This window comes from Nostoc sp. (assembly GCF_036919555.1).
In the GTDB taxonomy this organism is placed as follows: Bacteria; Cyanobacteriota; Cyanobacteriia; order Cyanobacteriales; family Nostocaceae; genus Nostoc.
The window spans coordinates 1-22135 of the sequence record NZ_JBALCS010000049.1; the positions used below are offsets into that span (position 1 = coordinate 1).

Annotated in this window: 18 protein-coding genes; 4 read left to right on the forward strand and 14 right to left on the reverse strand. The window is 42.2% G+C overall.

Going from position 1 to position 22135, the window contains the following annotated elements:
• Nucleotides 1–194 precede the first annotated feature (194 nt).
• From V7K36_RS14510 to V7K36_RS14550, 9 genes are all read right to left on the reverse strand, one after another.
• Nucleotides 195–377 carry a hypothetical protein gene (locus V7K36_RS14510; RefSeq protein WP_335116779.1) on the reverse strand — a complete coding sequence of 61 codons (183 nt, stop codon included), beginning with the start codon at nt 375–377 and terminating at the stop codon, nt 195–197.
• A gap of 21 nt (nt 378–398) precedes the next feature.
• Nucleotides 399–1664 carry a nif11-class peptide radical SAM maturase 3 gene (locus tag V7K36_RS14515; protein ID WP_335116782.1) on the reverse strand — a complete coding sequence of 422 codons (1266 nt, stop codon included), beginning with the start codon at nt 1662–1664 and terminating at the stop codon, nt 399–401.
• 75 nt (nt 1665–1739) lie between these two features.
• On the reverse strand, nt 1740–2117 hold the full coding sequence (locus tag V7K36_RS14520; RefSeq protein WP_335116784.1) for a Nif11-like leader peptide family natural product precursor: 378 nt from the start codon (nt 2115–2117) through the stop codon (nt 1740–1742).
• 33 nt (nt 2118–2150) lie between these two features.
• Nucleotides 2151–2501 (reverse strand): Nif11-like leader peptide family natural product precursor, encoded by a 351-nt coding sequence (locus V7K36_RS14525; protein ID WP_334829651.1) that lies wholly within the window; start codon nt 2499–2501, stop codon nt 2151–2153.
• A gap of 41 nt (nt 2502–2542) precedes the next feature.
• Nucleotides 2543–2980 carry a nitrogen fixation protein gene (locus tag V7K36_RS14530; protein ID WP_335116786.1) on the reverse strand — a complete coding sequence of 146 codons (438 nt, stop codon included), beginning with the start codon at nt 2978–2980 and terminating at the stop codon, nt 2543–2545.
• Between the two features lie 27 nt (nt 2981–3007).
• Nucleotides 3008–3259, reverse strand: a complete 252-nt coding sequence (locus tag V7K36_RS14535) for a hypothetical protein (protein WP_335116788.1) — start codon at nt 3257–3259, stop codon at nt 3008–3010.
• An 812-nt stretch (nt 3260–4071) separates the two neighbouring features.
• The gene (trmB, locus tag V7K36_RS14540) at nt 4072–4728 is read right to left on the reverse strand and encodes a tRNA (guanosine(46)-N7)-methyltransferase TrmB (protein WP_335116790.1); all 657 of its coding nucleotides are present in this window, start codon (nt 4726–4728) and stop codon (nt 4072–4074) included.
• 294 nt (nt 4729–5022) lie between these two features.
• Complete coding sequence (locus V7K36_RS14545) at nt 5023–5214, reverse strand: hypothetical protein (protein WP_334945191.1); 192 nt, start codon at nt 5212–5214, stop codon at nt 5023–5025.
• A gap of 205 nt (nt 5215–5419) precedes the next feature.
• On the reverse strand, nt 5420–5632 hold the full coding sequence (locus tag V7K36_RS14550) for a hypothetical protein (RefSeq protein WP_335116792.1): 213 nt from the start codon (nt 5630–5632) through the stop codon (nt 5420–5422).
• A 346-nt stretch (nt 5633–5978) separates the two neighbouring features.
• Between V7K36_RS14550 and gyrA the strand changes: the two genes are divergently transcribed.
• Both gyrA and lnt read left to right on the forward strand, forming a co-directional pair.
• A complete protein-coding gene (gyrA, locus tag V7K36_RS14555; RefSeq protein WP_335116794.1) occupies nt 5979–8603 on the forward strand; it encodes a DNA topoisomerase (ATP-hydrolyzing) subunit A in 2625 nt (874 codons plus the stop codon).
• Nucleotides 8584–10176, forward strand: coding sequence for an apolipoprotein N-acyltransferase (lnt, locus tag V7K36_RS14560; protein ID WP_335116796.1), 1593 nt, complete (start codon nt 8584–8586; stop codon nt 10174–10176). Before gyrA ends, lnt begins: the two co-directional genes overlap by 20 nt.
• Before the next feature lie 200 nt (nt 10177–10376).
• On the opposite strand, the gene V7K36_RS14565 is transcribed toward lnt, so the two are convergent.
• From V7K36_RS14565 to V7K36_RS14575, 3 genes are all read right to left on the reverse strand, one after another.
• A complete protein-coding gene (locus tag V7K36_RS14565) occupies nt 10377–11342 on the reverse strand; it encodes an MvdD family ATP-grasp ribosomal peptide maturase (RefSeq protein WP_335116798.1) in 966 nt (321 codons plus the stop codon).
• A gap of 36 nt (nt 11343–11378) precedes the next feature.
• On the reverse strand, nt 11379–12371 hold the full coding sequence (locus tag V7K36_RS14570) for an MvdC family ATP-grasp ribosomal peptide maturase (RefSeq protein WP_335116800.1): 993 nt from the start codon (nt 12369–12371) through the stop codon (nt 11379–11381).
• A 560-nt stretch (nt 12372–12931) separates the two neighbouring features.
• Nucleotides 12932–13168, reverse strand: coding sequence for a hypothetical protein (locus tag V7K36_RS14575; protein ID WP_292769779.1), 237 nt, complete (start codon nt 13166–13168; stop codon nt 12932–12934).
• Between the two features lie 605 nt (nt 13169–13773).
• On the opposite strand from V7K36_RS14575, the gene V7K36_RS14580 reads away from it, so the two are divergent.
• Nucleotides 13774–14784: a cyanophycin synthetase gene (locus tag V7K36_RS14580; protein WP_335116802.1), complete on the forward strand. Its 1011-nt coding sequence runs from the start codon at nt 13774–13776 to the stop codon at nt 14782–14784.
• Between the two features lie 244 nt (nt 14785–15028).
• On the opposite strand, the gene V7K36_RS14585 is transcribed toward V7K36_RS14580, so the two are convergent.
• Both V7K36_RS14585 and V7K36_RS14590 read right to left on the reverse strand, forming a co-directional pair.
• Complete coding sequence (locus V7K36_RS14585) at nt 15029–15379, reverse strand: hypothetical protein (RefSeq protein ID WP_335116804.1); 351 nt, start codon at nt 15377–15379, stop codon at nt 15029–15031.
• Nucleotides 15380–15568: 189 nt separating this feature from the next.
• Entirely contained in the window at nt 15569–17224 is a 1656-nt protein-coding gene (locus V7K36_RS14590; RefSeq protein WP_335116806.1) for an alpha-keto acid decarboxylase family protein, read from the reverse strand.
• Nucleotides 17225–17876: 652 nt separating this feature from the next.
• Here V7K36_RS14590 and V7K36_RS14595 point away from each other — a divergent pair.
• A complete protein-coding gene (locus V7K36_RS14595) occupies nt 17877–22133 on the forward strand; it encodes a non-ribosomal peptide synthetase (RefSeq protein ID WP_335116808.1) in 4257 nt (1418 codons plus the stop codon).
• Nucleotides 22134–22135 lie beyond the last annotated feature (2 nt).

Here is a 22135-nt window from a genome sequence, read left to right on the forward strand (position 1 = left end):
AGGGTTTGGGCATATTTACAGCGATCGCGTTTTGCAGGATAACGAAAGGGACTACTTCTAGTTTATGCCCAAACCACCTTGGCGGTTGCTATACTTACATAAACAATAGCCAAAAGCGTGATTTTCTTCTTAGGGGCAATTCATGAATTGCCCCTGAACGCGTGTAATTTTGCGTAAGTCCTATTTGAAATTATTCAGTTTTCAATTCTCAAAATACCAGCTTCCTTCTCAATTCGGTCTAAAGCCTTTTTTGCTCGAAAAATAACTCTCAAATAAGCTAATTGACTATTCCAACCTGAACGAGCTAATAGGGTTGCTTGAGAGTCAGGAATAGTCGTATTTTCTGAAGGGATAGAGTCAGTAGAGATATTATTCATAGAAATGGTCTTTTGCGGTTTTTAATTACTAGAAGCAGCTAAAGATGGTGCTAGATTTGGTTCTTCTTCCCAACCTTCTGGCCATTGAATGCGATCGCTAGTAAAGTGAAGCGGATCGTTTTCAGGCCAAGGGGCATTAATCGGTTCTTCAATTAGCCCAAACTCGCCGTTATCAAAGGGATTCCCATCTGCACGACGCTCGAGATATACGCGCTCCCGGATACTGCGTTTTTCCTGAGTGAGGGCGCGATGATGACAATAAGGATTGTTACCTCTCTTATCAAAGAAAACGTGAGCAGTCCAACTGCAACCACCACGACAAAGTTCAGCAAATTCACAAGTCTTACAAAAACCCCATAAGTGTGATGTTCCTTTAGGAGTATCAGCGCCGAGATTAAACCGTAGTTCTTCAGTTTCTTCAATAATTGTCCGCAGTGAATAGTCCCGGATGTTACCGCCAGTGTATGCCGTGGTAGGCAGTGAGGGACAACCTTTGATCGCACCATCGGCTTCGATGCCTAAAGAAGACAATCCAGCATTGCACCCCTGCCAAAAAGTCCAAGCATCTCCTTCTCCCCGCAGCATTCGTTCATAAGGCCCATAGTAGCCAATATTATTTCCTGGCTGTACTTGCACCCCTTCTCGCTTTGCGCGTTGGGCAACACAAGCAATCATCGGATATACATCTAGTAGTTCATAAGGTTGCAGCAGAATTTCACTATTATCTGCGGCATTCCCCATTGGTACAGTCAACTGAATTTGCCAAGCGAAGATGCCAGCGTCGCGCAGATGCTCGTAAATTCGCGGGAATTCTGGTGCACAGAGACGATTGATTTGAGTATTGCAACCGAAGGGTATACCAGCTTGTTTTAGATTGCTCATAGTCTTAAACGCCCATTGCCAGGAGCCTTGTCTACCACGGAGGCGATCGTGAGTTGCTTCTAAGCCATCAACTGAGACAGATACCACACTAATTCCAGCTTCCTTCATCCGGTGTGCTGTCTCCAAAGTGATCCCATAACCCCCAGTCGTCATACCACAAAGCATCCCAGCTTTGGTAATTGCTTGGGCAATCTCTAGCCAGTCAGGACGCAAAAATGCTTCACCACCAATTATGGTTACTTCTGTGATTCCAACTTCCGCCATTTGTCTAACTAAATCAAGGGCTTCTGCTGTAGAAAGCTCGTTCGCCCTTGTATGTCCTGCGCGAGAACCGCAGTGCTGGCAAGCTAGATTACACTTTAATGTAATTTCCCAAACTGCATAACTAATTCGGCGATAAGTCATTAGAATACCCTCAATTAATTTCTTGAGAAAAGGACGAATATATCCCTATCCGTCCCCATAAACCTAAACTGTTATCTAAGTAAGAAAATCTGGCTGAATAACTCCATACGCAAGCTGGGAACCAGGTGACTTATGCGGACAATCAATAGGTGACAAAACAGGAAGTCCATATAGCGGCCGTAGTATAATAGTAGACTTCCCAGTAATTGATGAAACCCCACCAAAAACGGCTTCTAGTTCCTTTTCATTTAAATCCTTGAGTTCACCCTCGCCAGCAGTTGACTCCAACAATTGAGCCGTATATTCTTCAAACTCATCCTCGGTGAAATTGTAGCCAGCATCTTTGACAACTTGGCTACATTCATCTTTACTTGTCACTCCTTGCATTTGATTGCGGAAAGCTTCATCACTTGCTAGCCTTGCATAAAAAGCTTGAACATTTTTTACAGACATGATTTCCTCCCGAAATTACTTAAACACAACGGATTACTGAGCAACAACCCCATACAGTGGCTGAACAACTCCATACAATGGCTGTGGCTTAGGTGATGGCCACCACCACTTAAAACATGATGGCTGTGCGCCATATTTTCCAGTAAACCCGCCAAAAACGGTTTCTAATTCTTTTTCATCTAAATCCCTGAGTTCACCCTCACTAGTAGTTGACTCCAATAATTGAGTCGTATATTCTTCAAACTCTTCCTGAGTGAAATCATAGCCAGCATCATTGACTATTCGACTAGCTTCATCTTTACTTGGAATATCTTGAAGTTGAGCGCGGAATGTTTCATCATTTGCCACTCTTACATAAAAGGCTTGAACATTTTCTATAGACATGATTTCCTCCTGAAATTATTTAATTACAGACCTAGCTTGGCTTAACCAAAAATCGGTGTTGCCACCTCAATTGCTAGCTCAGATGCGTTGTAGTTATCTGTAATAACTTGCGGACAACGCATACAAGCTGCCTTGCCTTCATGCTGCCACCACCGACAATCTCGGCGTATGGAACAGGGTGGTAGTTCTTCTGCCACTACAGGTAACTTTTCTACAATTCGCATTGCTAGACGGCAATCTTGTCCATCAAAATGCTGACAACCTTTAGTAGCACAAGGTGCCGCCGTCCGAAAAATTTCGGCAGGTGTGATTGGACTAGCTTTTGCTATTAGTTCATCCGTGATCGGTTGGGGCTTTTTGAGATAAGCTACACGAGGTTCTGTCACTGTCCCACCGACTACGCCAAAGACAAAACCATCCACAGATTCTGGTCTAGCACTGGGACAAAGTGTAGGTTTATCAGCAGCAAATTCTTCCATCAATTGAGCCTCCGAGGAAGAGAACCTTTATGACAAAACGGTTACGGTTGCCTCTGGAAATGGTAATGCTACGATTCCTGTCACAATAAAGGGTGGAAGTTTAATAGGGAGTGGAGGTTTAATAACATTACAAGTTGTTCCACCTGCAACGCTTTTCATTTCCTCATCAGACAAAGCATCTTCTGAATCTAAACCTTGGTTCCGTCGTTCCACCGCATTTTTGACGGCATCATCAATTAGATCGTTAATTTCAAGTTGACCGTTATACTTCCTTTCCATGTTGATTTTCCTCTGAATATTGACATTTTTAGACTTAAAGACTGAATCAAATTGCCTAACTATGTCCTCATTTTAGAAAAAAGGAAAGCTACTAACTCTATTGTTAAGATTCTCAATTAGACATAAATAAAACTTTTATGTCACTAAAAAATAAGTTTTGAAATATCCGATTTTTGAGGAAAAGCATATATCAGTTAATCAAGCCATATACTCTTGTATACTAATGCAAATTGAATATTTCGATAATTATGGTCATTAACTATAATGATTATGTCCCAAAATTATTCCCAACTGGCAGGTAATCTCTAATGAAAATACACTTCAGTTAACAATTCAAAATTCACGCATTCAAACATTTTAGACAATTTCAGACTCTTATTTAAACCACGACTGAAATTGAGCAGAGTCGGAGACACTCCACCTCCGAGGTACGTGTAATGGTACACGTCTTATATCATGTCCGCTTGATTACTTATTAAACCCGAAGAACCCCACCCCGCCAAAGCTATGCTTTGTCTCGCCTCCCGAAGAGCTCTTAGGGGTTGGGGGTGGGGTTCTTTTATTATGGGTAATCTGGCGAACATGATATTAAACATATGTCAAGTAAAATTTGGCGTTTATAGCACTAGATGCTTATATAGGAATCATATTTGATGTTTGAACAAAATTAGGTATTGTAGGGTGTGTTAGAACGCAGTTCGTAACGCACCAAACCCTTGATGATGGTGCGTTACGCTGTCGCTAACACACCCTACGTATCTTTTCAGAAATCAAATACTAGTCCTATACTATCACTACCCTTTATTTACAACTTATTGCTTGACAAATAAAGCCCGATAAACAGGTTTACCCTTTTTTTGCGTACCTATTTCCCGTTCTGTGGGGACTGGTAAGGGGTTTTCGGCTAACCATTCTTCTGTACCAACTCTTTGAAAAGCGGGATTTTCAGCAAAGCGATCGCGCATTTCTACCGCGACAAATTCCATATCTGATTGCAGAAATACAACTCCACCAACCGCAAGATAATTAGCTAATTCTGCGACTAGTTCTGGTTGGACTACACGACGTTTAGCGTGGCGGGTTTTAAACCAAGGATCGGGGAATTGAATTGTAACGCGTTGTAAACTTTCTGGAGGGAGCGAAGATAAAAGCGATGCCTGCGGCGGGCTTTGCCTACGCAAGGAATTATTCGCATTGCAAAATAAGTAATGCAGATTTGTTAAAGCCAACTCAGAACGCAACTTATTCGCCTCCACCACCAGAGGTTCCCGAATTTCCAAGCCTAGATAATTCCAGTTGGGTTCTATCTTGGCTATATTCACCAAAAACTGTCCCTTAGCGCAGCCAATATCTAAATGTAATGGTTGATTTGGCTTTGCATAAATTTTTTCCCAGTCAAGGGGACTTGCTGGTGTTTGATACTTTTTACCAAGTGGATTAACATGCTGGCGGACTCGGACTGCTGCCAAAAGTTGCTCTCCTTTACGTGAAAATATTCTGTGGTGTTACATTAGAGCAGCAATTGGGGATTGGATTGAAAAAACTAGCAAAATATTCATAATTATACTAAAACACACTAAGTTAGAGATGGGCAAAGAGGAATATACGCATCTAGTTTAGGTGAGATTTATAAAGTTATTTTTGGAAAAAACAAGGTACAGATCAATGGATTATAGCATTTGCCAATAAGAGTGAAGCACCTCTTGAAACCTCACCCCCAACCCCTCTCCTTACTAAGGAGAGGGGAGATAAAGCAACCTTACCTAATTTGGTTCATCAATCATTTCCGGTACTAAAGCTGGGTTAGTTTTACGTTCTTCTACCGATTGCTCCCGGATAACATCGTCAATTTTCGCAGGGTGTTTTATTTTGTCCAGTACCTCTGGACTTAATTGCGATTCATCACCTTCTGGATTCGATTTTTCAGCTTGACTAGGAACTGTTTCCTTATTCATTACTATTTCCCCAAACTTATATGCCAAGCTTAAGCTCTTCTAGAGTGAATACACACTATCTTGGGACTTAATTTCACACAGAGGTGGGTAAGAAAGGCGTAGGCGTAGCCCGTCGGAGACATCGCTCTTTGTAGACCAAAGATGATTCAGTGAATTACCCATACTTCTCTCCCTTGTAAATGTGGCTTCTGATTTCATCAAACCTTTATTGCCTGAGACTTTGAAGGAACTCTTGCTTGAGCGCAAAATAGTTAGTAATTTCTGCGGGAGTAAGCGGTGTAACTTTTATTTCTGCTCGAATTGGCTGTAATAAAGTATTTAAGTTGCAATGTAAACTGCTAGCCTTTCTATATATGCAACGGTCACTCATACCAGGTATCCGAAAGTAGTCACCTATTTGTAGTTGTTGGAAAGTCATCAGATCCTCAGAATTTTTAGTAAATTACGGTTATAAAAGTAAAAGCTTACAAAGCTAATTTAGATTGCTATCTTAAATTTATCCCATAATGTTTTAAGTTAGGTAAATTTGCACTCAGCAAGCTTTTAGTTTATTGCTATTATTGTTAACTTGCTAAAAGCTTTTTGATTGTGATTTATTATACTATTTATTTGCTAGATATTTGGGTTAGCGATCCAGGCAAAATAAGGCAATATATGCTAGGATTGTATCAAAATATAGCAATTATTCAAGAGTAATTTAGAATAATTTTGCGCTTTGTTGAGTAAAAAAGCTAAAATCTACGATTTTTGGAGATTTTTAGGTTATGACAACCTCACAGGAGAGGATTATCCCGATAGACTTGCGAACCGAAATGTCGCAGTCTTATCTGGAATACGCCATGAGCGTGATAGTGGGTCGGGCGTTGCCAGATGCCAGGGATGGTCTAAAACCTGTGCATCGTCGCATTCTCTACGCAATGCACGAGCTAGGTCTGCTCCACGATCGCCCGTTTAAGAAATGCGCCCGTGTGGTGGGGGAAGTATTAGGTAAATATCACCCCCACGGCGACACGGCAGTGTATGATGCCTTGGTGCGGATGGCACAGGATTTTTCGATGCGATCGCCCTTAGTTAACGGACATGGTAACTTTGGTTCGGTAGATAACGATCCGCCAGCCGCAATGCGATACACAGAATGCCGCTTGCAAGCTTTAACTAGTGCTGGTCTACTCCACGACATCGAATTAGAAACTGTAGACTTTGCCGATAACTTCGACGGTTCCCAGCAAGAACCCACAGTTTTACCAGCACGGATTCCGCAGTTATTGCTCAACGGTTCCTCTGGAATTGCCGTGGGTATGGCCACGAACATTCCCCCCCACAATTTGGGCGAATTGATTGATGCTTTGGTGGCTGTAATCCACAATCCAGAAATCACCGATCTCGAATTAATGCAGTATGTCCACGGCCCAGACTTTCCGACTGGGGCGCAGATTTTGGGGACATCTGCCATTCGAGAAGCTTACACCACTGGGCGTGGTTCCATTACCATGCGTGGTGTAGCTAACATTGAAACCGTTGAACAGCGCGGACGCCCAGATAGAGAAGCAATTATCATCACCGAATTGCCCTATCAAACCAACAAAGCGGCGCTAATTGAAAAAATCGCCGAAATGGTGAACGAGAAGCGTCTAGAAGGCATCGCAGATATCCGGGATGAAAGCGATCGCGACGGGATGCGAATTGTGATCGAACTCAAGCGTGATGCTTATCCCCGCGTCGTTCTGAACAACCTCTACAAGCAAACGCCACTGCAAGCCAACTTTGGGGCGAATATGCTGGCATTGGTGAATAGCGAACCCCAAGTACTCACCCTCAAGCAGTTCTTAAGCGTCTTCTTGGATTTCCGGATCGAATCCATTGCCAGACGCACCCGTTACGAACTGCGGAAAGCCGAGGAACGCGACCATCTCCTGCAAGGGTTATTGATTGCCCTGTCCCAGTTAGATCCAATTATTGTTTTGATTCGCCATGCTCCAGATGCGCCCACAGCTAAAGGCGAACTGATCACAACTTACGGACTCTCGGAAGTGCAAGCAGATGCGATTTTGCAGATGCAATTGCGGCGGTTGACTGCCTTAGAAGCAGACAAAATTCGTCTGGAACACGATGAATTGCAAGCGAAGATTACCGACTTGCAAGATATCTTGGCACGTCGGGAGAGAGTGCTGGAAATCATTGAAACCGAAGTTGGGCAACTGAAAACTAGCTTCGCCACACCCCGTCGCACGGTGATTTTACCAGGGGAAGGGGAATTAGATGATCGTGACCTAATTGCCAATGAAAAAGCAATAATTCTGGTTACAGAGCAAGGCTACATCAAACGGATGCCAGTCAATACCTTTGAAGCGCAAAGCCGTGCTACCAGAGGTAAAGCCGCAGCTAAGGTGAAAGATGATGACACCGTTGAGCATTTCTTGACTTGCTGCGATCACGACAGTATTTTATTCTTTAGCCAGCGTGGTGTCGTTTACTGCCTGAGAGCGTATCAAATTCCAGTGAGTTCGCGTACCAGTCGCGGGACACCAATTGTTCAAATGCTACCCATTCCTAAAGAGGAAAAAATCACCTCGATTGTACCCGTTGACGAGTTTAGCAAAGAAGAATATTTGGTTATGCTCACCAAAGGCGGCAATATCAAGAAAACCGAATTGGCAGCGTTTAGCCACATTCGCGCCAATGGCTTGATTGCGATTTCCTTAGAAGAAGGCGACCAACTCCGCTGGGTGCGACGCGCTAAAGCAGAAGACAGCGTAATCATTGGTTCTCGTCACGGGATGGCAATTCACTTCCGGTGCAACCACGAACAATTGCGTCCTTTAAGTAGGGCGACTCGTGGGGTGAAAGCCATGAAACTCAAAAATAAAGATGAACTCGTGGGTATGGATATTCTCCCCGCAGCAATTCTTGCCACTTTGGATACAGAAATAGAAGTCGAAATTGAAGATATCGAAATAATCGAAGCAGTCGAAACAGAAGATATCGAAATTCTCGAAACTATCGAAATTAGTGAAGAATCCCCAGAAGTTCCTAGCAATGGCAGTATTGGTCCTTGGGTATTAGTAATTACAATGGCAGGATATGGTAAGCGCGTACCAGTTGCCCAGTTCCGGCTGCAAAATCGTGCTGGTCAGGGTTTAATGGCAACCAAGTTCAAAAACCGCAAAAACAAAGACAAGCTGGCAACGTTACGCATTATAAATGACGATGACGATGAAATGATGATGGTGACAAATCGCGGTATTATCATCCGTCAAGCGTTGAATGCGATTTCTATCCAATCGCGATCGGCAACTGGAGTCAGAGTGCAGCGTTTAGATGAAGATGACGCTATTACCGGAGTGGCAATAGTTCCACCTGATGCTGTCGATGCAGAAGAAGCAGAGTAAAAAGCAGGGGGAGAGGTTAACTTCCTCACTCCCTTATTTAATTACCTTAGCTAGCGGCATTTTAATGGGGCTAACCGTAGCCCCAGTAGGTGCATGGTTTTTGGCTTGGATTGCCTTAGTCCCTTTATGGGTACTAGTTGTCACTTCAGCCAAAAGCAAAAACCAATTCCCTCCAGCTTTCCTCTGGGGTATCGGTTATCACGGTGTCGCCTTATTTTGGATTACCGGAATTCATCCGATGACATGGTTGGGCGTTCCTTGGTTGCCAAGTTTGGCAATTACCCTTTTTTGTTGGGGATTTCTCAGTGTATTGGGAGGGGTATTCGTAGCTATTTGGGCGGCTGTAATGGTTCGCCTAGGTGGACAAAAATCGTGGCTACGTATATTAATTGGTACAGCCGTCTGGTGCGGCTTAGAAAGTCTATGGAGTGCTGGCCCTCTGTGGTGGAGTTCCCTTGCTTACACCCAAAGTCCACACAATCTCGTGATTTTACATCTGGGCCAACTCTCTGGGCCTAATACTGTGACAGCAGCAATAGTTGCTGTGAATGGCTTAATTGCTGAAGGATGGACGAACCGCCAAGATGCCAAGTCCGCCAAGATTTCCTCTGTGTCCTCTGCGCCTCTGCGGTTTGTTAATAAATACTGGGTTATCGCCACAGGATTATTAATTAGCTTACACCTGATTGGTTTTATCTTATATAGCCGTCCGATCGCCCAACCGCCAGAAACAGCCTTGAAAGTGGGGATTGTTCAGGGTAATATCCCGAACCGACTTTTACGAAGTTCTGAAGGGTTTCGTCGTGCCCAAGAAAATTACACCAATGGATATCTAACTTTAGCAGATCAAGGTGTAGATGCAGTCCTCACCCCAGAAGGAGCCTTACCTATTTTCCAGCGTGACTTGCTGGGAACTGCCTTAGTCGCAGCCGTGAAACTAAAAGGTGTAGTTGCTTGGATTGGAGCTTTTGGCGAACGGGGAGACAGTTATACAATTAGTTTGTTTACTTTCAATAATAAAGGTGAAATTGTCAGCCGCTACGATAAAACTAAACTGGTACCTCTGGGGGAATATATTCCCTTTGAAGGAATTTTAGGCGGGATAATTCAACGCTTGTCGCCTTTGGATGCACACCAAGTTCCTGGTTCCGCAAATCAGGTATTTGACACCCCTTTTGGTCGGGCGATCGCTAGTATATGTTATGAATCTGCTTTTCCTGAGCAATTTCGTCGTCAAGCTGCGGCGGGTGGGCAATTTATCCTCAGTTCTTCCAACGATGCCCATTACACTGCATCCATGCCATTTCAGCACCATGCACAGGATATGATGCGGGCAATTGAAACTGATCGATGGTCAGCACGGGCAACTAATACCGGATATTCAGCCTTTGTAGATCCTCACGGTAGAACCTTGTGGATATCTGGATATAATACCTACGAAACTCATGCTGAAACAATTTATCGGCGACAGACAAAGACTTTATATGTGCGTTGGGGTGATTGGTTCACACCGTTCTTATTGATATCTTCTGGAGGAGCTTGGCTGGTAATTCAACTTAGGGATAAAAATTAAATAACATACAATTTATGTCCCTGGCTTACCTCACCCTCAATCCCTCTCCTTATAAAGGAGAGGGAAGCTAGAGATTAATCTACGTTCCTTTAGGGATACAAAGAAAGTAAACAAAAACCTCACCCTGTCCTGACGCACATCCCTCTCCTTACCAAGGAGAGGGACAGGTTTTGCACAAGCAAAACCAGGGTGAGGTTCTTTTATTTCTGTAGAACCTGTGCGATCGCCTGAGAAATCGGTAAGCCTGGAGTGCGTTCCAGCCAGAAGAACTCGCCAACTGGGTTCACTTCAAGGAATATATGACGACCATCTGGAGTTAAAATGATATCAATCGCTCCGTAGTTCAAACCAAATTCTGCCATGAGTTTGAGCAGTTTATCTTCCACATCTTGGGGTAAGGTGTAAAGCTGCCAAGCGTCGAGTAAGGCGATTCCCTGTTTGCGCCAGTCGTAACGCGCCTTATCCAAAGCTTGCGAATCAACAGCAGCCGTCAGCACACGCCTACCGACAATAATTGTCCGCAGTTCCAGAGCTTTGGGGATTTTCTCTTGAAACGTCATTGGGCAAAAACGCAGTCCATCAAGGTTGTCGAGATCCTCAGATGTTACTGGATTTGTAAATACGACCTTTTCTTGCCCTTGCTCGTCGTAGATGGCGAAGGAAGAGAGCATCTTAGTAATCATACCCTGCTTACACTCTTGGGCGAATTGCTTTACTGCCTGTGGGTTGTTAGTCGTTAAGGTGCGTGGAGTATCTAGACCTATTTTCCTTGCTACTTGTAGTTGGAGTTGCTTATTTTCGGCTCGACGGATATTTGGCAGGGGATCAAGATGAAACCCCTGAATGCTGGCAATCATTCCCTGAATAGTAACGCGAGATTCCTGAATGGAGGCTTGTCGCATTTGCTTATCCATCGTGGTGGGAATCCTTGACCCAATGGCGATGCGTCGATACCAAACTGCGGATACTTCACTCAAATCTAGCTTCTGGTCATCTGCCGAGAGAATTACTTGCTCAGTTGCACCGTAGTAAACATCTAGTTGTACTTCTGTAGGAAATCGATCTGTGTCAAAACGAAATGCTTTCCCTCCTTCAGCCTCAATTGCCTGAATTACCAAGGGGATACTTTCGTTGTCTTCGCTGTGGGTAATGATTAAAACAGTCATATTAACTGCCGAATTTTAAATTTTTCAGGGGCAAAGTTATCGCTGGGCACTTGTTGAGAGTAGTGCATCTGCGATCGCTTCCGCAATCGGATAGTCCAAATCTCTCTCCAGCATTCCCCACTCTCCTGTAGGGTTAACTTCCAAAAAAACGTATTCCCCTGATGGTGTTTGGATGAAGTCAAACGCTCCAAAAACCAGCCCAAATTTTGCCATAAAGGCATGGAGACAACGGATTATTTCATCAGGTAATTCATCGCGTTGCCACACACAAGCCTCTTTTGTCGCACGTCGCCAGTCTTCAGTAGAGGCTGAATAAGCTGATGCGTTTAATGCTCCGACAAACAGCTTGCCATTTACATACACCACCCGTAGTTCTTGCCGTTTGGGGATTTGTTCTTGAAACACAACTGGACAATAGCGCAGTGTCTCGGCATCAACTAAATCTTCTTCTTTAACTACGCTAGTATACATAAAAAAAGAGGAGCCTTCCATACTGTAAGAAAGAGGTCTGAGGAGTTTAGCAACCATTTTTCCCTTGACTCGGTGGAAAAACTCTCGTGTTTCTTGAGGATTATTGGTGACAAGAGTCTGAGGTATAACAAGACCGACTTCTGATGCAACCCGCAGTTGGCATAACTTGTTTTCAGCTGCATTAATCCGTTGTAAATCATCCACCCATGTAGCTTCTCTGAGACTATCCCAAAAGCCATCTAAGGCGGCCAATGATTCTCCAGTGCAGGCTGCTTGAAATTTTGGAGCCAATTCTTTACTCAACTCAGGTTGCCAAATACGTCGCATCCATACTGCTTGCACCTGCTCTGTATTGAAGGAGCGATCGCCATATTCTAGTCTATGATTGCTGCCAAAGTTGCTAAAATTAGCCTGGAGTTTGACTGTCATCGGAAATTTATCGGTGTCGAGCCGAAATGGCTGTGCGCCTCGTCTTGTAAGGGCTTGGGCAACTCTATCTATTGTAAAGTAATCACCACTGTGGGTAATTAATAAAACTACATTACGCTCATGGTGCATAAAACATCTTAATAAGTTCTTGCATTTTCCCTACTGCAAACTATTAACAGGGAAAATCACTTAAAAAGCAAGCATAGTAATCATGAGAAACCAACCCCTAGTTGGGGTTGGCAAAGTTAACAGTAGACCTCTTGCAAAGAAGTTTTGTGGTAGATTAGATCCGTTGAACAAATTGTCAAAAAGTTGACTGGCATTTTCAAGGTCATAACTATAAATGCCAGCAATTAAGTGACAGCTTAATGCAAAACGTTTTCTTGGATCGCCTTATCGCTGGCTGAAAATCCGAAAGACCAACGGTGAAAAGGATTGAACCTGAGATTGGGGTAAGCGATCGCCTATAGTTAAGTTGATCCTTAAGCACCCCTTCGCTTGAGATGTCGTGATCACAAGTCGTCAGAATTCAGCATGAGTTGGAGTCCAACTGGCAGATAGCGCAGTGCTAGTGAGTCCGCGTACCCTTACGGGGAAGTAAGCTACGCGCAGCGTCTGATAGAGAGCGTCTGAATAAATCCCGCCTAAGTCCTTATTTTCATAGAAGGTCTACTGCCTATACTTGTACTTTAAATCACAGCTTCTTGGCGTTGACAATCAAAAACAACCATGTAGGAAGCATTTGGTATTTCCTGAGGAAGGTGCCGCATATAGCCATCGGCATCAGAACGGCTGCGGAAGCGAGCAACAATCTCCCGTTGTGTATTAGGAAGTAGACGAGCGATCGCCCAAGAATTGAGGCGTTCTTTATAGGCAATAGGCTGATTGTCTGATTTGGAAGCTTTGTTATCCGTATTTTCTGGCATAATTATGTTATCCGTATGAAATTTCATGAAGGGCGTTAATTAGTTTCTGGGTAGGAATGCACTAACGCTTTTTTTTATGCTGCTGCCACCTTGTTATTCGATTATTTTTAGATTGTCAACACTTAGCGCTATATTTTAGACCAACTAAGTTAGAACTTGTAGATGTCTATGAATCTCAAAGCCTGAATTGGCAATTGTTTCCAGGACACAACAATGCTCAAGCAGAAGTTTGTAATTATTTTATTTGTATAATTTTCTCCGTATACGTAAGTTAATTCCGTATCAGTGGTGGAATTGATGATCAATGTCCGAAAACTCACGATTAAAAATTCAGATAACGTGCATAGGATTAATCGGCGCGGACACACTCTTAATTTTCTCTATTGCGATCGTTTTAGCCATCTTCCGGGCATTTACCTTTTTTATCGTTAGTTTAGAATCCTGAAAAATTCACAGTTTATTTAGATATTAAAAAATTCACTTTTCTTTTCTTTGTACTATAGTTTTAGGCAGAATGCATAGTGCCATTGTTTAATTTAAAATGTCTTGACTAACTGCCATAAAATAGTTAATATCTTCTCATAAAATTAATTATAGTTATGATAATGGAAACACCCTTGATAACATCAATAATTCAAAAAGTAGCAGAGGAAATAGGAGCAGTAGTTTTATTAGACCCAGAATGCACCTTTATGGGACTGATTACATTTAAGAATGGCAATAAAACCTTTTTTCGTACTAGTAGATTTAGTATTAATTCTTCTGGTTCAGTAGCAATAGCTAAAGACAAAGGAGTTTCGAGCTTTTTTCTGAATAAATTTGGCTATAAAGTTACTGAAGGAAAAACATTTTTTAGTGAAGAATTATGCGAAGAAATAGCTAATTCCAGGAATATAGATGCAGGATTCTATTATGCTAAAGAGTTGGGATTTCCCGTAATTGTCAAGCCGATTAATCTCAGTCAAGGAGTATTTGTTACAAAGGTTTACAATAAGCAAGAATACTATCAAGCAACCAAGAAAATCTTGCAAAAAACCTCAGGATTTATTGTTGAGCGATTCTATAGTGGCAATGACTATAGAATTGTAGTACTTGACGATGATGTAGTTTCGGCATATCAAAGAATTCCCTTATTGATAATGGGAGATGGTCAATCTAATGTTTTGGAACTTATGCAACAGAAACAGGAAACTTTTATCAAAAATGGTAGAAAAGAAATTATAGATTTTGAAGATTACAGAATCAAAAAAAACTTGCGAAGACGGAAGCTAAATTTTAATAGTATTATACTCAAGAATAATATAGTCTATCTTTTAGACAATGCAAATTTATCGACTGGAGGCGAGGCAATAGACTTCACGGAAAATATTCATCCTGATTTTCAAAAATTAGCAGTAAGTATTACAAAAGATATGGAATTGAGATTAGCAGGTGTGGATATTCTTACTAGTGATATAACGTCACCAATAGTAGATTATACGATCATTGAAGTAAATGGCGCTCCTAGCTTAACTCACTATGCATCATTTGGTGAAGTTCAGACGAAGAGAGTAGAAAATTTATATCTGAAAGTTCTCAAAGCACTTGAAAATGAGAATCACAGAGAAAAGCATTGATTTTGACTGGAGGTGGAGCAACTCCTGCTCCGCTCCTGAATTCTTTTTCAATTTTACCTATAGCGGTTTCCAGGTTGAAGTACATATCAAAACTTCAGCCCAACCCCTCTTCTTAATAAGGAGAGAGGAGATAAAGCTTATTCTTTATCGGGGTGAGGTACATCATCGCCCCCTCTTCGCTTGCGGGGAGGGGGTTGGGGGTGGGGTTCTTGTACGTCACTCAACCGAGAACCGCTATATCTCTTCACCACTCCTTATCTAGTAGGGATTCAAATTCAGCTTGTAAGGCAGTTATATCTGCCAATCTTGTGACTAATAAATTATCCTTACCAGCATCACTTAAACGTACTTTCCAATAACGAATGCTGTCTGAGTTGTTCAACCAAAACTGAATCACGGTATCTACCACTTTATCCAGATTCCAACCCCACTTTGCTGGAACTGATTCCACCGATTCTAGAAACGTATCTAGTGTACACGTATGCATTCCCAAGTATTCCACGCCTTGGTGGGGTGGTTTTTGCCTATTTTGCTGTTGATGATTAAAAAACTGTAAAAGTGGAGATACGCCTACAATATCAAAAGTGTATTTCATGCTAGTACTCCCAGTTTTAAATTACTTACAGGAAAGCTTTAGTTTTTTATAATATAATACCTGACAAGTAACTAAAGCATCTAGAAAAAGTATAGTTTTGGTCTATATCATAGGCATAAAACCTCAGTCATAAATTAGCACTAACAAGTCTTGAGTGCTAATATTTTTTTTGTGTTTAAATTCTTAAGCCTAATTTTGTAACATCTTCAAAAGAATTTCTGGGCTGTCCATTTTGTCCATCACGACCTCAATGAAAGCAAGTTGGTGTCGATTTTGCTCGGCTTTTTGCAATGCCGACTCTAACTCCGACTCAGTGGTTACTTTAATGCCCCAACCATTATTAGCAAAAATTTCATGGAGCTTGTGATAATTCCACCGTTGAATGTCGTTATATGGCATAGTTGCACCGTGTATATCACGCTCTATGGTATATCCATCGTTGTTAATCAGAAAAATAATTGGCTTCAAGTCATAACGTAATATTGTTGACAGTTCTTGTGCTGTCATTTGAAAAGAACCGTCACCTACTAGTAGAATAGCTCGTCGTTGTGGCGCTGCGATGCAACAGCCAAGTAATGAGCCAACTGAATAGCCAATCGAACCCCAAAGGACTTGCCCAACGAAGGTGCTTCTTTTTGGCAAAGGAATTACTGAGGCTCCAAATAGACAAGTTCCAGTCTCAGCAACGATAATGTCATCTTCTTTGAGGAAATGAGCTAGGCTATACCAAAAACGCTGTTGTGTAATAGCCGCATCCGTTTTGGGATTGAAGGGAGTCGTGAAGCCTGCATCCAAATTCTCCATCGCAGACTTGAAGTCTAACGTTTGAGCATCGCGGCGCTGCAAGCGTTTGCTTAAAGCAGATAACACATCCCGCATTGCTACATTGTTGTATAGCGCACGTTTAATCTTTAGATACTGCCCATGCACTTCAATAGTTCGACCTTGCTCAAGTTTGGCAGAAAACTTTCCGGTGTTGAAATCAGTCATCAAAGCACCAATACTCAAGACACAATCTGCCTCCTCAATACGTTTTCGCACATAATCTTCACTGGCAGCACCATTATATATACCGATAAATTGGGGGTGTGTTTCCTCCAGCAGTCCTTTTCCCATGTTCATGGTGGCATAAGGGTATCCGGTAACTGCCAGCAACTCTCGCAATTCCCCATGCAGACGCTCACGCTCCACACCAACATCAGCAATAATCACTGGTTTCTGGGCTTTCTCCAGTATAGTTACACAGACATCAACTGCCTCAACTAAAGTAGCGCGATCGCTTTGGAATACAGGGTGTATCAATGAATCAGACGGTATAGCTACTTTATGTTTAGCAACATCCATCGGTATGGAGATGTAAACAGGTAATTTATAGAGAAGACAAATACCTAAAACTCTGTCAATTTCTGCTGTTGCATTCTCTATTGTCAAATATGCTTGAGCCACCGTTACCTTTTCATACATTCGGGCAAACATAGAGAAATCACCAGTACCAAGTGTATGATGAACAAGGGAACCAGATGCTTGAATTTTGGTAGCAGGAGATCCAGTAATCGTGACAACAGGAACGTGTTCGGCGTAAGCGCCAGCAACACCATTAATAGCACTGAGTTCACCAACACCAAACGTAGTTACTAACGCTGCAACACCATTGATTCGACCATAGCCATCGGCAGCATAGGATGCATTAAGTTCGTTACAGGTTGAAATCAACTCAATTCCATCCTGGTTAACAATAGAGTCGAGAAACTCCATATTGTAGTCTCCAGCAACACCGAAGATATGCTTAACACCGATCTGCACCAGACGAAGCACTAGGTAATCACCAACAGTAAAATATGTCATTGTTTTAGCCTTTATTGATTTTCTGAGGATCTAAAATATTTTTATCTGAGTAGTAGGCACAAAAATATTGGTGCTTAAATTTAGAATCGAGAAATTACAATTCCAAAGAACCAATTAATAAAATTTCAGATTGCCACTAAGTTTATTTGCACATTTACCTATTATTTTCTACAGGTTTAAACTTTTTACCATCTACCATTGGTAGAGGATGAACTTGGATTATTTTTGATAACTTATCAGTTGTTCCTTTGCAAGGCTCCTCCCAAAGCTTGTTCAATCTCCGCGAGTGATGCTTGGAGCGATCGCTTGACCATAGAAGCTTACACACATCAAATAACAATTCTTCAACTGGACATTATTGCAACATACAGTTTCGGGACTACTTAGAAACTAATTGAGCTATTTTTAAATGCTAATGATTTATTTAAAGCATCTTCAGCCAATATCCTGTCATTGCATTCTTATCAGTATATTCTGAGTACTTAAAGTATCTTTTGTAACTCTGCATTTGGTATTATGGAAAGTTTTTGTATATTTAGTAGCTGTAGCGCTGCGGCAAGTCCAAAGTTTTTGTACGATTAAATACTTATAATTATTGTACCACTTCTCCTGGATTTATCACAAATGAGAAATCCGGGCTTATGCTTCACTTATGAGCCAGTATATTCTCAGTAGTCTCACAGATGATGAAGAACTTAATTTTTCTGAAGAAGCAGAGGTTTTCGTTTTTCCCACTTCTTTCGCCCAGCAGCGATTGTGGTTTCTGGACCAGTTAGCACCGGGCAATCCATTTTACAATGTGTCAACAGCACTTCGCCTGACAGGTTCCCTCAACTTCATCGCCTTAAAGCAGACATTTAACGAAATTGTACGTCGCCACGAAACCTTACGCACTACGTTTGTTATGGTGAAGCAGCAACCATTGCAGGTGATTCCTGCGGAAAGCTGCGCTAACGCACCCAGCTTAACCATACCTCTTCCCCTAATAGATGTACGCAATTTTCAGAGCCAAGAACGTGATACAAAAGTCCTGCAAATCGCAACCGCAGAGGCTCAACATCCTTTCAATCTCACCACCGGGCCATTGCTGCGAGTCAAGCTGCTACAACTAGATGAAGCAGAATATGTGCTGCTGCTAAATCTACATCATATTGTTGCCGATGGCTGGTCAATTGGAGTGCTAATTAGAGAATTCGGAATATTATATAAAGCCTTTGCAGAGGGTAAGCGATGTCTAACGACAAGCGACTCCATATCTACCCCCCTACCAGAACTACCTATTCAATATGCAGATTTCGCCCAATGGCAACGGGAGTGGCTGCAAGGAGTGGGAGCAAACGGTATCTCGCCCCTACAAACCCAGTTAGCTTATTGGCAAAAGCAATTAGACGGGATCTCGGTACTGAATCTCCCCACCGACCGACTTAGACCAGCAGTTCCTACCTACAGAGGTGCCAAACAATTTCTAGAGCTACCACATTCTTTAACTCAAGCGCTAGAGGCACTGAGCTACCAAGAAGGCGTTACCTTGTTCATGACAATGCTGGCAGCGTTTCAGACTTTGCTCTATCGCTACACGCAGCAAGAAGATATTACAGTTGGTTCACCTATTGCTAATCGCAACCGTAGCGAACTAGAGGGGTTGATTGGTTTTTTTGTCAATAGTTTGGTGCTACGTACAGATTTCTCAGGCAACCCGACGTTTCGAGAATTGTTAAATCGAGTGCGAGACGTAACTTTAGGAGCATACAGTCATCAGGACTTGCCCTTTGAAAAGCTGGTGGAGGAACTTCACCCAGAGCGAGATTTGAGCTATCATCCTTTTTTTCAGGTTGTATTTAGCCTGCAAAACACTCCAATCGTTGCGCTAGAGTTACCTGGGTTAACGCTTTCGCTATTTGAGTTCGACAGCAAAACTGCAAAGCTTGATTTAGAGTTCCATCTGTGGGATGACTTGGAAAGTTTGAAAGGACAAATGGTTTATAGCACCGATTTATTTGATGACACGACCATTACCCGGATGCTGGGACATTTTCAAACGCTGCTAGAAAGCATTGTCGCCAATCCCGAACAGCGTCTTTCAGATTTGTCTTTGCTTACTGTGCGAGAACGACAAGAGTTATTAATTGATTGGAATCAAACAAAAAGAGACTACCCAGAGAACAAGTGTTTTCATCAGTTATTTGAAGCGCAGATGGAAAAAACTCCCGATGCGACTGCGTTAAACGCACGCTCCGCGATCGCAGTAGTATTTGGCAATGAACAACTCAGCTACAATGAGTTAAATATCCGCAGCAACCAACTTGCACATTATCTTCAAAAAATAGGTGTAGAAGCCGAATCTTTAGTTGGTATTTGCCTAGAGCGATCGCTAGAGATGATAATCGCATTATTAGGCATCCTCAAAGCTGGTGGAGCATACCTGCCTTTAGATCCGAACCTACCTCAAGAGCGTCTTAACTTCATGCTAGAAGATGCACAAGTTTTAGTATTGCTGACACAAGAAAAGTTGCTCAAGCATTTTCAGGACTTCTCGAAACCAATTATTTGTATAGATGAAGATTGGACAACTATTACACAACACAGCCAAGAAAACCCAACCAGTTGCGTAACATCTGACAACCTAGCTTATGTTATCTATACCTCTGGCTCAACAGGAAAACCTAAAGGCGTTTTGCTCCAGCATCGAGGATTGTCTAACTTAGCAGAAGCTCAGATTGAGGTTTTCAACTTACAACCGAGTAACCGCATTCTGCAATTCGCCTCATTAAGTTTCGATGCTTCAATTTTTGAGATTGTCATGACACTGCGAACCGGAGCAACTCTTTATTTAGCAAACAAAGAATCCCTTCTACCCGGACAACCTTTGCTCCAATTATTGCGCGAAAAAGCTATTACCCACGTCACCCTTCCGCCAGCAGTGTTAGCAGTCCTACCTACAGAATCACTTCCGGCATTGCAAACTATTATTTGTGCAGGCGAATCCTGCACCGATGATATTATAAAATGTTGCTGGAACTCTCAGCGTCGATTTTTTAATGCTTATGGGCCTACTGAAGCAACGGTTTGGTCAACATTTGCAGAGATTAGTTCTATGAATAAAAAACCGCCCATTGGTCGCCCTATTGCTAACACTCAAATTTATATATTAGATCAGCATTTACAACCTTTACCAATTGGAGTTTCTGGTGAATTATACATAGGTGGTGAGGGATTGGCACAAGGCTATATTAACCGTCCAGAATTAACTACTGAAAAGTTTATTCCTAATCCTTTTACTGATAAAAAGGAAGCGCGACTTTACAAGACGGGTGATTTAGCTCGGTATCGACTTGACGGGAATATTGAATTTTTAGGCCGCATTGATAATCAAGTAAAAATTCGGGGATTCCGCATTGAGTTGTCAGAAATTGAAACAGTGCTTAGTCAACATCAAAGTCTGCAAAAAGCAGTAGTCATTGTTAAAGAAAACATATCTGGCGATAAGTACTTGTTGGCTTATATTGTTCCAAATCTAGAGACGCAAAATTGTACTTCATCCCGTTTCTCTACGAGACGCTGCGCGAACGCTAACGCGCCTCTACTACGTAAATTCTTAAAAGAAAAATTACCAGAATATATGATCCCAAAAGCTTTTGTAGTGCTGGATTCTCTGCCGCTTACAGCTAGTGGCAAAGTGGATCGTTTGGCGCTAACAGAACTTGACAGTCTGGCTAGCCGCTTAATAGATAAAGCATTTATCGCTCCTCGTACTCCAACCGAGTCAACCTTGGCAAAAATTTGGGCTGAAGTCCTTAATGTTGAGTGTGTGGGTATTTACGATAACTTCTTCGACTTGGGAGGAGATTCACTGTTAACTGTACGCCTCCTGAAGCAGATACACAAGCAGTTTGAGTGCGAATTGCCGCTATCTAGCTTATTTTTAAATACAACAATTGAAAGTTTGGCAAATTCTCTATCCTCAAAAGCAGATTCTCTGGCGTGGTCGCCCTTAGTTCCGATTCAATCTGCTGGTTCAAATCCAGCTTTCTTCTGCGTTCATCCAATTTTTGGTGTTGTCTTTCCTTATTACGAATTAGCTCATCAATTGGGAAAAAATCAACCATTTTATGGGCTACAACCCATTGGACTTGATGGAAAAACTCCGCCACTAACTCGCATTGAGAATATGGCTACCCACTACATTGAAGCATTGCGGAGAGTGCAGCCCAAAGGCCCTTATTTTTTAGGAGGTTGGTCTTTTGGAGGTTGGGTTGCTTTTGAAATGGCTCAACAACTCCAAAGGTCTGGGGAAGAAGTGGCTCTACTTGCTGTGCTTGATACTTTAGCACCAATTCCGGGCAATATACCTTCCTTGGGTAATGGTTTGAAGTTTATGCTTACTACAGTGGTGCGATATATATGGCCTTTTTTCCTCGATTATTTATATCTAATTATCGCTATCACCAAGAATCGAATTAATAGTTTAACTTCTCGGTTGACTAATTTTAATAAAATTGTGCGATACTCCTTTTGGGAGTCGCTAACGCGATCGCTCCAAACAAATCTGTTCTCTCAACTCATCCCAAAAGAGGATGCCACAGTCAACCTGATATCTGAAGAATCCGAGTTAAGATTTTTAAGCGAGTTAGCAATTCGTCCAATGCTTCGTGTTTTCTATGCCAATAGCCAAGCAGTTCTTAACTACGTTCCGCAAACCTACTCTAAACGAATTAATCTTTTCAGAACCAACGTTCAATCAAACATTGCCAAAGAAGATCCGAGTATGGGTTGGGATCAGCTAATTGTCGGAGGAACAGAAATTCATCATATTCCTGGCAATCACCTAACTATGCTGAGAAAACCCCATATCCAATTTCTTGCCGCACAGCTAAAAGCCTGTATTGAGAAAGCACAAAAATTAAAATAAGG

What these genes read in the sequence shown, in the direction of transcription:
- V7K36_RS14510 (WP_335116779.1), bottom strand. Translation starts at nt 377, where the DNA reads ATGAATAATATCTCTACTGACTCTATCCCTTCAGAAAATACGACTATT.
- V7K36_RS14515 (WP_335116782.1), bottom strand. Translation starts at nt 1,664, where the DNA reads ATGACTTATCGCCGAATTAGTTATGCAGTTTGGGAAATTACATTAAAG.
- V7K36_RS14520 (WP_335116784.1), bottom strand. Translation starts at nt 2,117, where the DNA reads ATGTCTGTAAAAAATGTTCAAGCTTTTTATGCAAGGCTAGCAAGTGAT.
- V7K36_RS14525 (WP_334829651.1), bottom strand. Translation starts at nt 2,501, where the DNA reads ATGTCTATAGAAAATGTTCAAGCCTTTTATGTAAGAGTGGCAAATGAT.
- V7K36_RS14530 (WP_335116786.1), bottom strand. Translation starts at nt 2,980, where the DNA reads ATGGAAGAATTTGCTGCTGATAAACCTACACTTTGTCCCAGTGCTAGA.
- V7K36_RS14535 (WP_335116788.1), bottom strand. Translation starts at nt 3,259, where the DNA reads ATGGAAAGGAAGTATAACGGTCAACTTGAAATTAACGATCTAATTGAT.
- V7K36_RS14545 (WP_334945191.1), bottom strand. Translation starts at nt 5,214, where the DNA reads ATGAATAAGGAAACAGTTCCTAGTCAAGCTGAAAAATCGAATCCAGAA.
- V7K36_RS14550 (WP_335116792.1), bottom strand. Translation starts at nt 5,632, where the DNA reads ATGACTTTCCAACAACTACAAATAGGTGACTACTTTCGGATACCTGGT.
- gyrA (WP_335116794.1), top strand. Translation starts at nt 5,979, where the DNA reads ATGACAACCTCACAGGAGAGGATTATCCCGATAGACTTGCGAACCGAA.
- lnt (WP_335116796.1), top strand. Translation starts at nt 8,584, where the DNA reads ATGCAGAAGAAGCAGAGTAAAAAGCAGGGGGAGAGGTTAACTTCCTCA.
- V7K36_RS14565 (WP_335116798.1), bottom strand. Translation starts at nt 11,342, where the DNA reads ATGACTGTTTTAATCATTACCCACAGCGAAGACAACGAAAGTATCCCC.
- V7K36_RS14570 (WP_335116800.1), bottom strand. Translation starts at nt 12,371, where the DNA reads ATGCACCATGAGCGTAATGTAGTTTTATTAATTACCCACAGTGGTGAT.
- V7K36_RS14575 (WP_292769779.1), bottom strand. Translation starts at nt 13,168, where the DNA reads ATGCCAGAAAATACGGATAACAAAGCTTCCAAATCAGACAATCAGCCT.
- V7K36_RS14580 (WP_335116802.1), top strand. Translation starts at nt 13,774, where the DNA reads ATGGAAACACCCTTGATAACATCAATAATTCAAAAAGTAGCAGAGGAA.
- V7K36_RS14585 (WP_335116804.1), bottom strand. Translation starts at nt 15,379, where the DNA reads ATGAAATACACTTTTGATATTGTAGGCGTATCTCCACTTTTACAGTTT.
- V7K36_RS14590 (WP_335116806.1), bottom strand. Translation starts at nt 17,224, where the DNA reads ATGACATATTTTACTGTTGGTGATTACCTAGTGCTTCGTCTGGTGCAG.
- V7K36_RS14595 (WP_335116808.1), top strand. Translation starts at nt 17,877, where the DNA reads ATGAGCCAGTATATTCTCAGTAGTCTCACAGATGATGAAGAACTTAAT.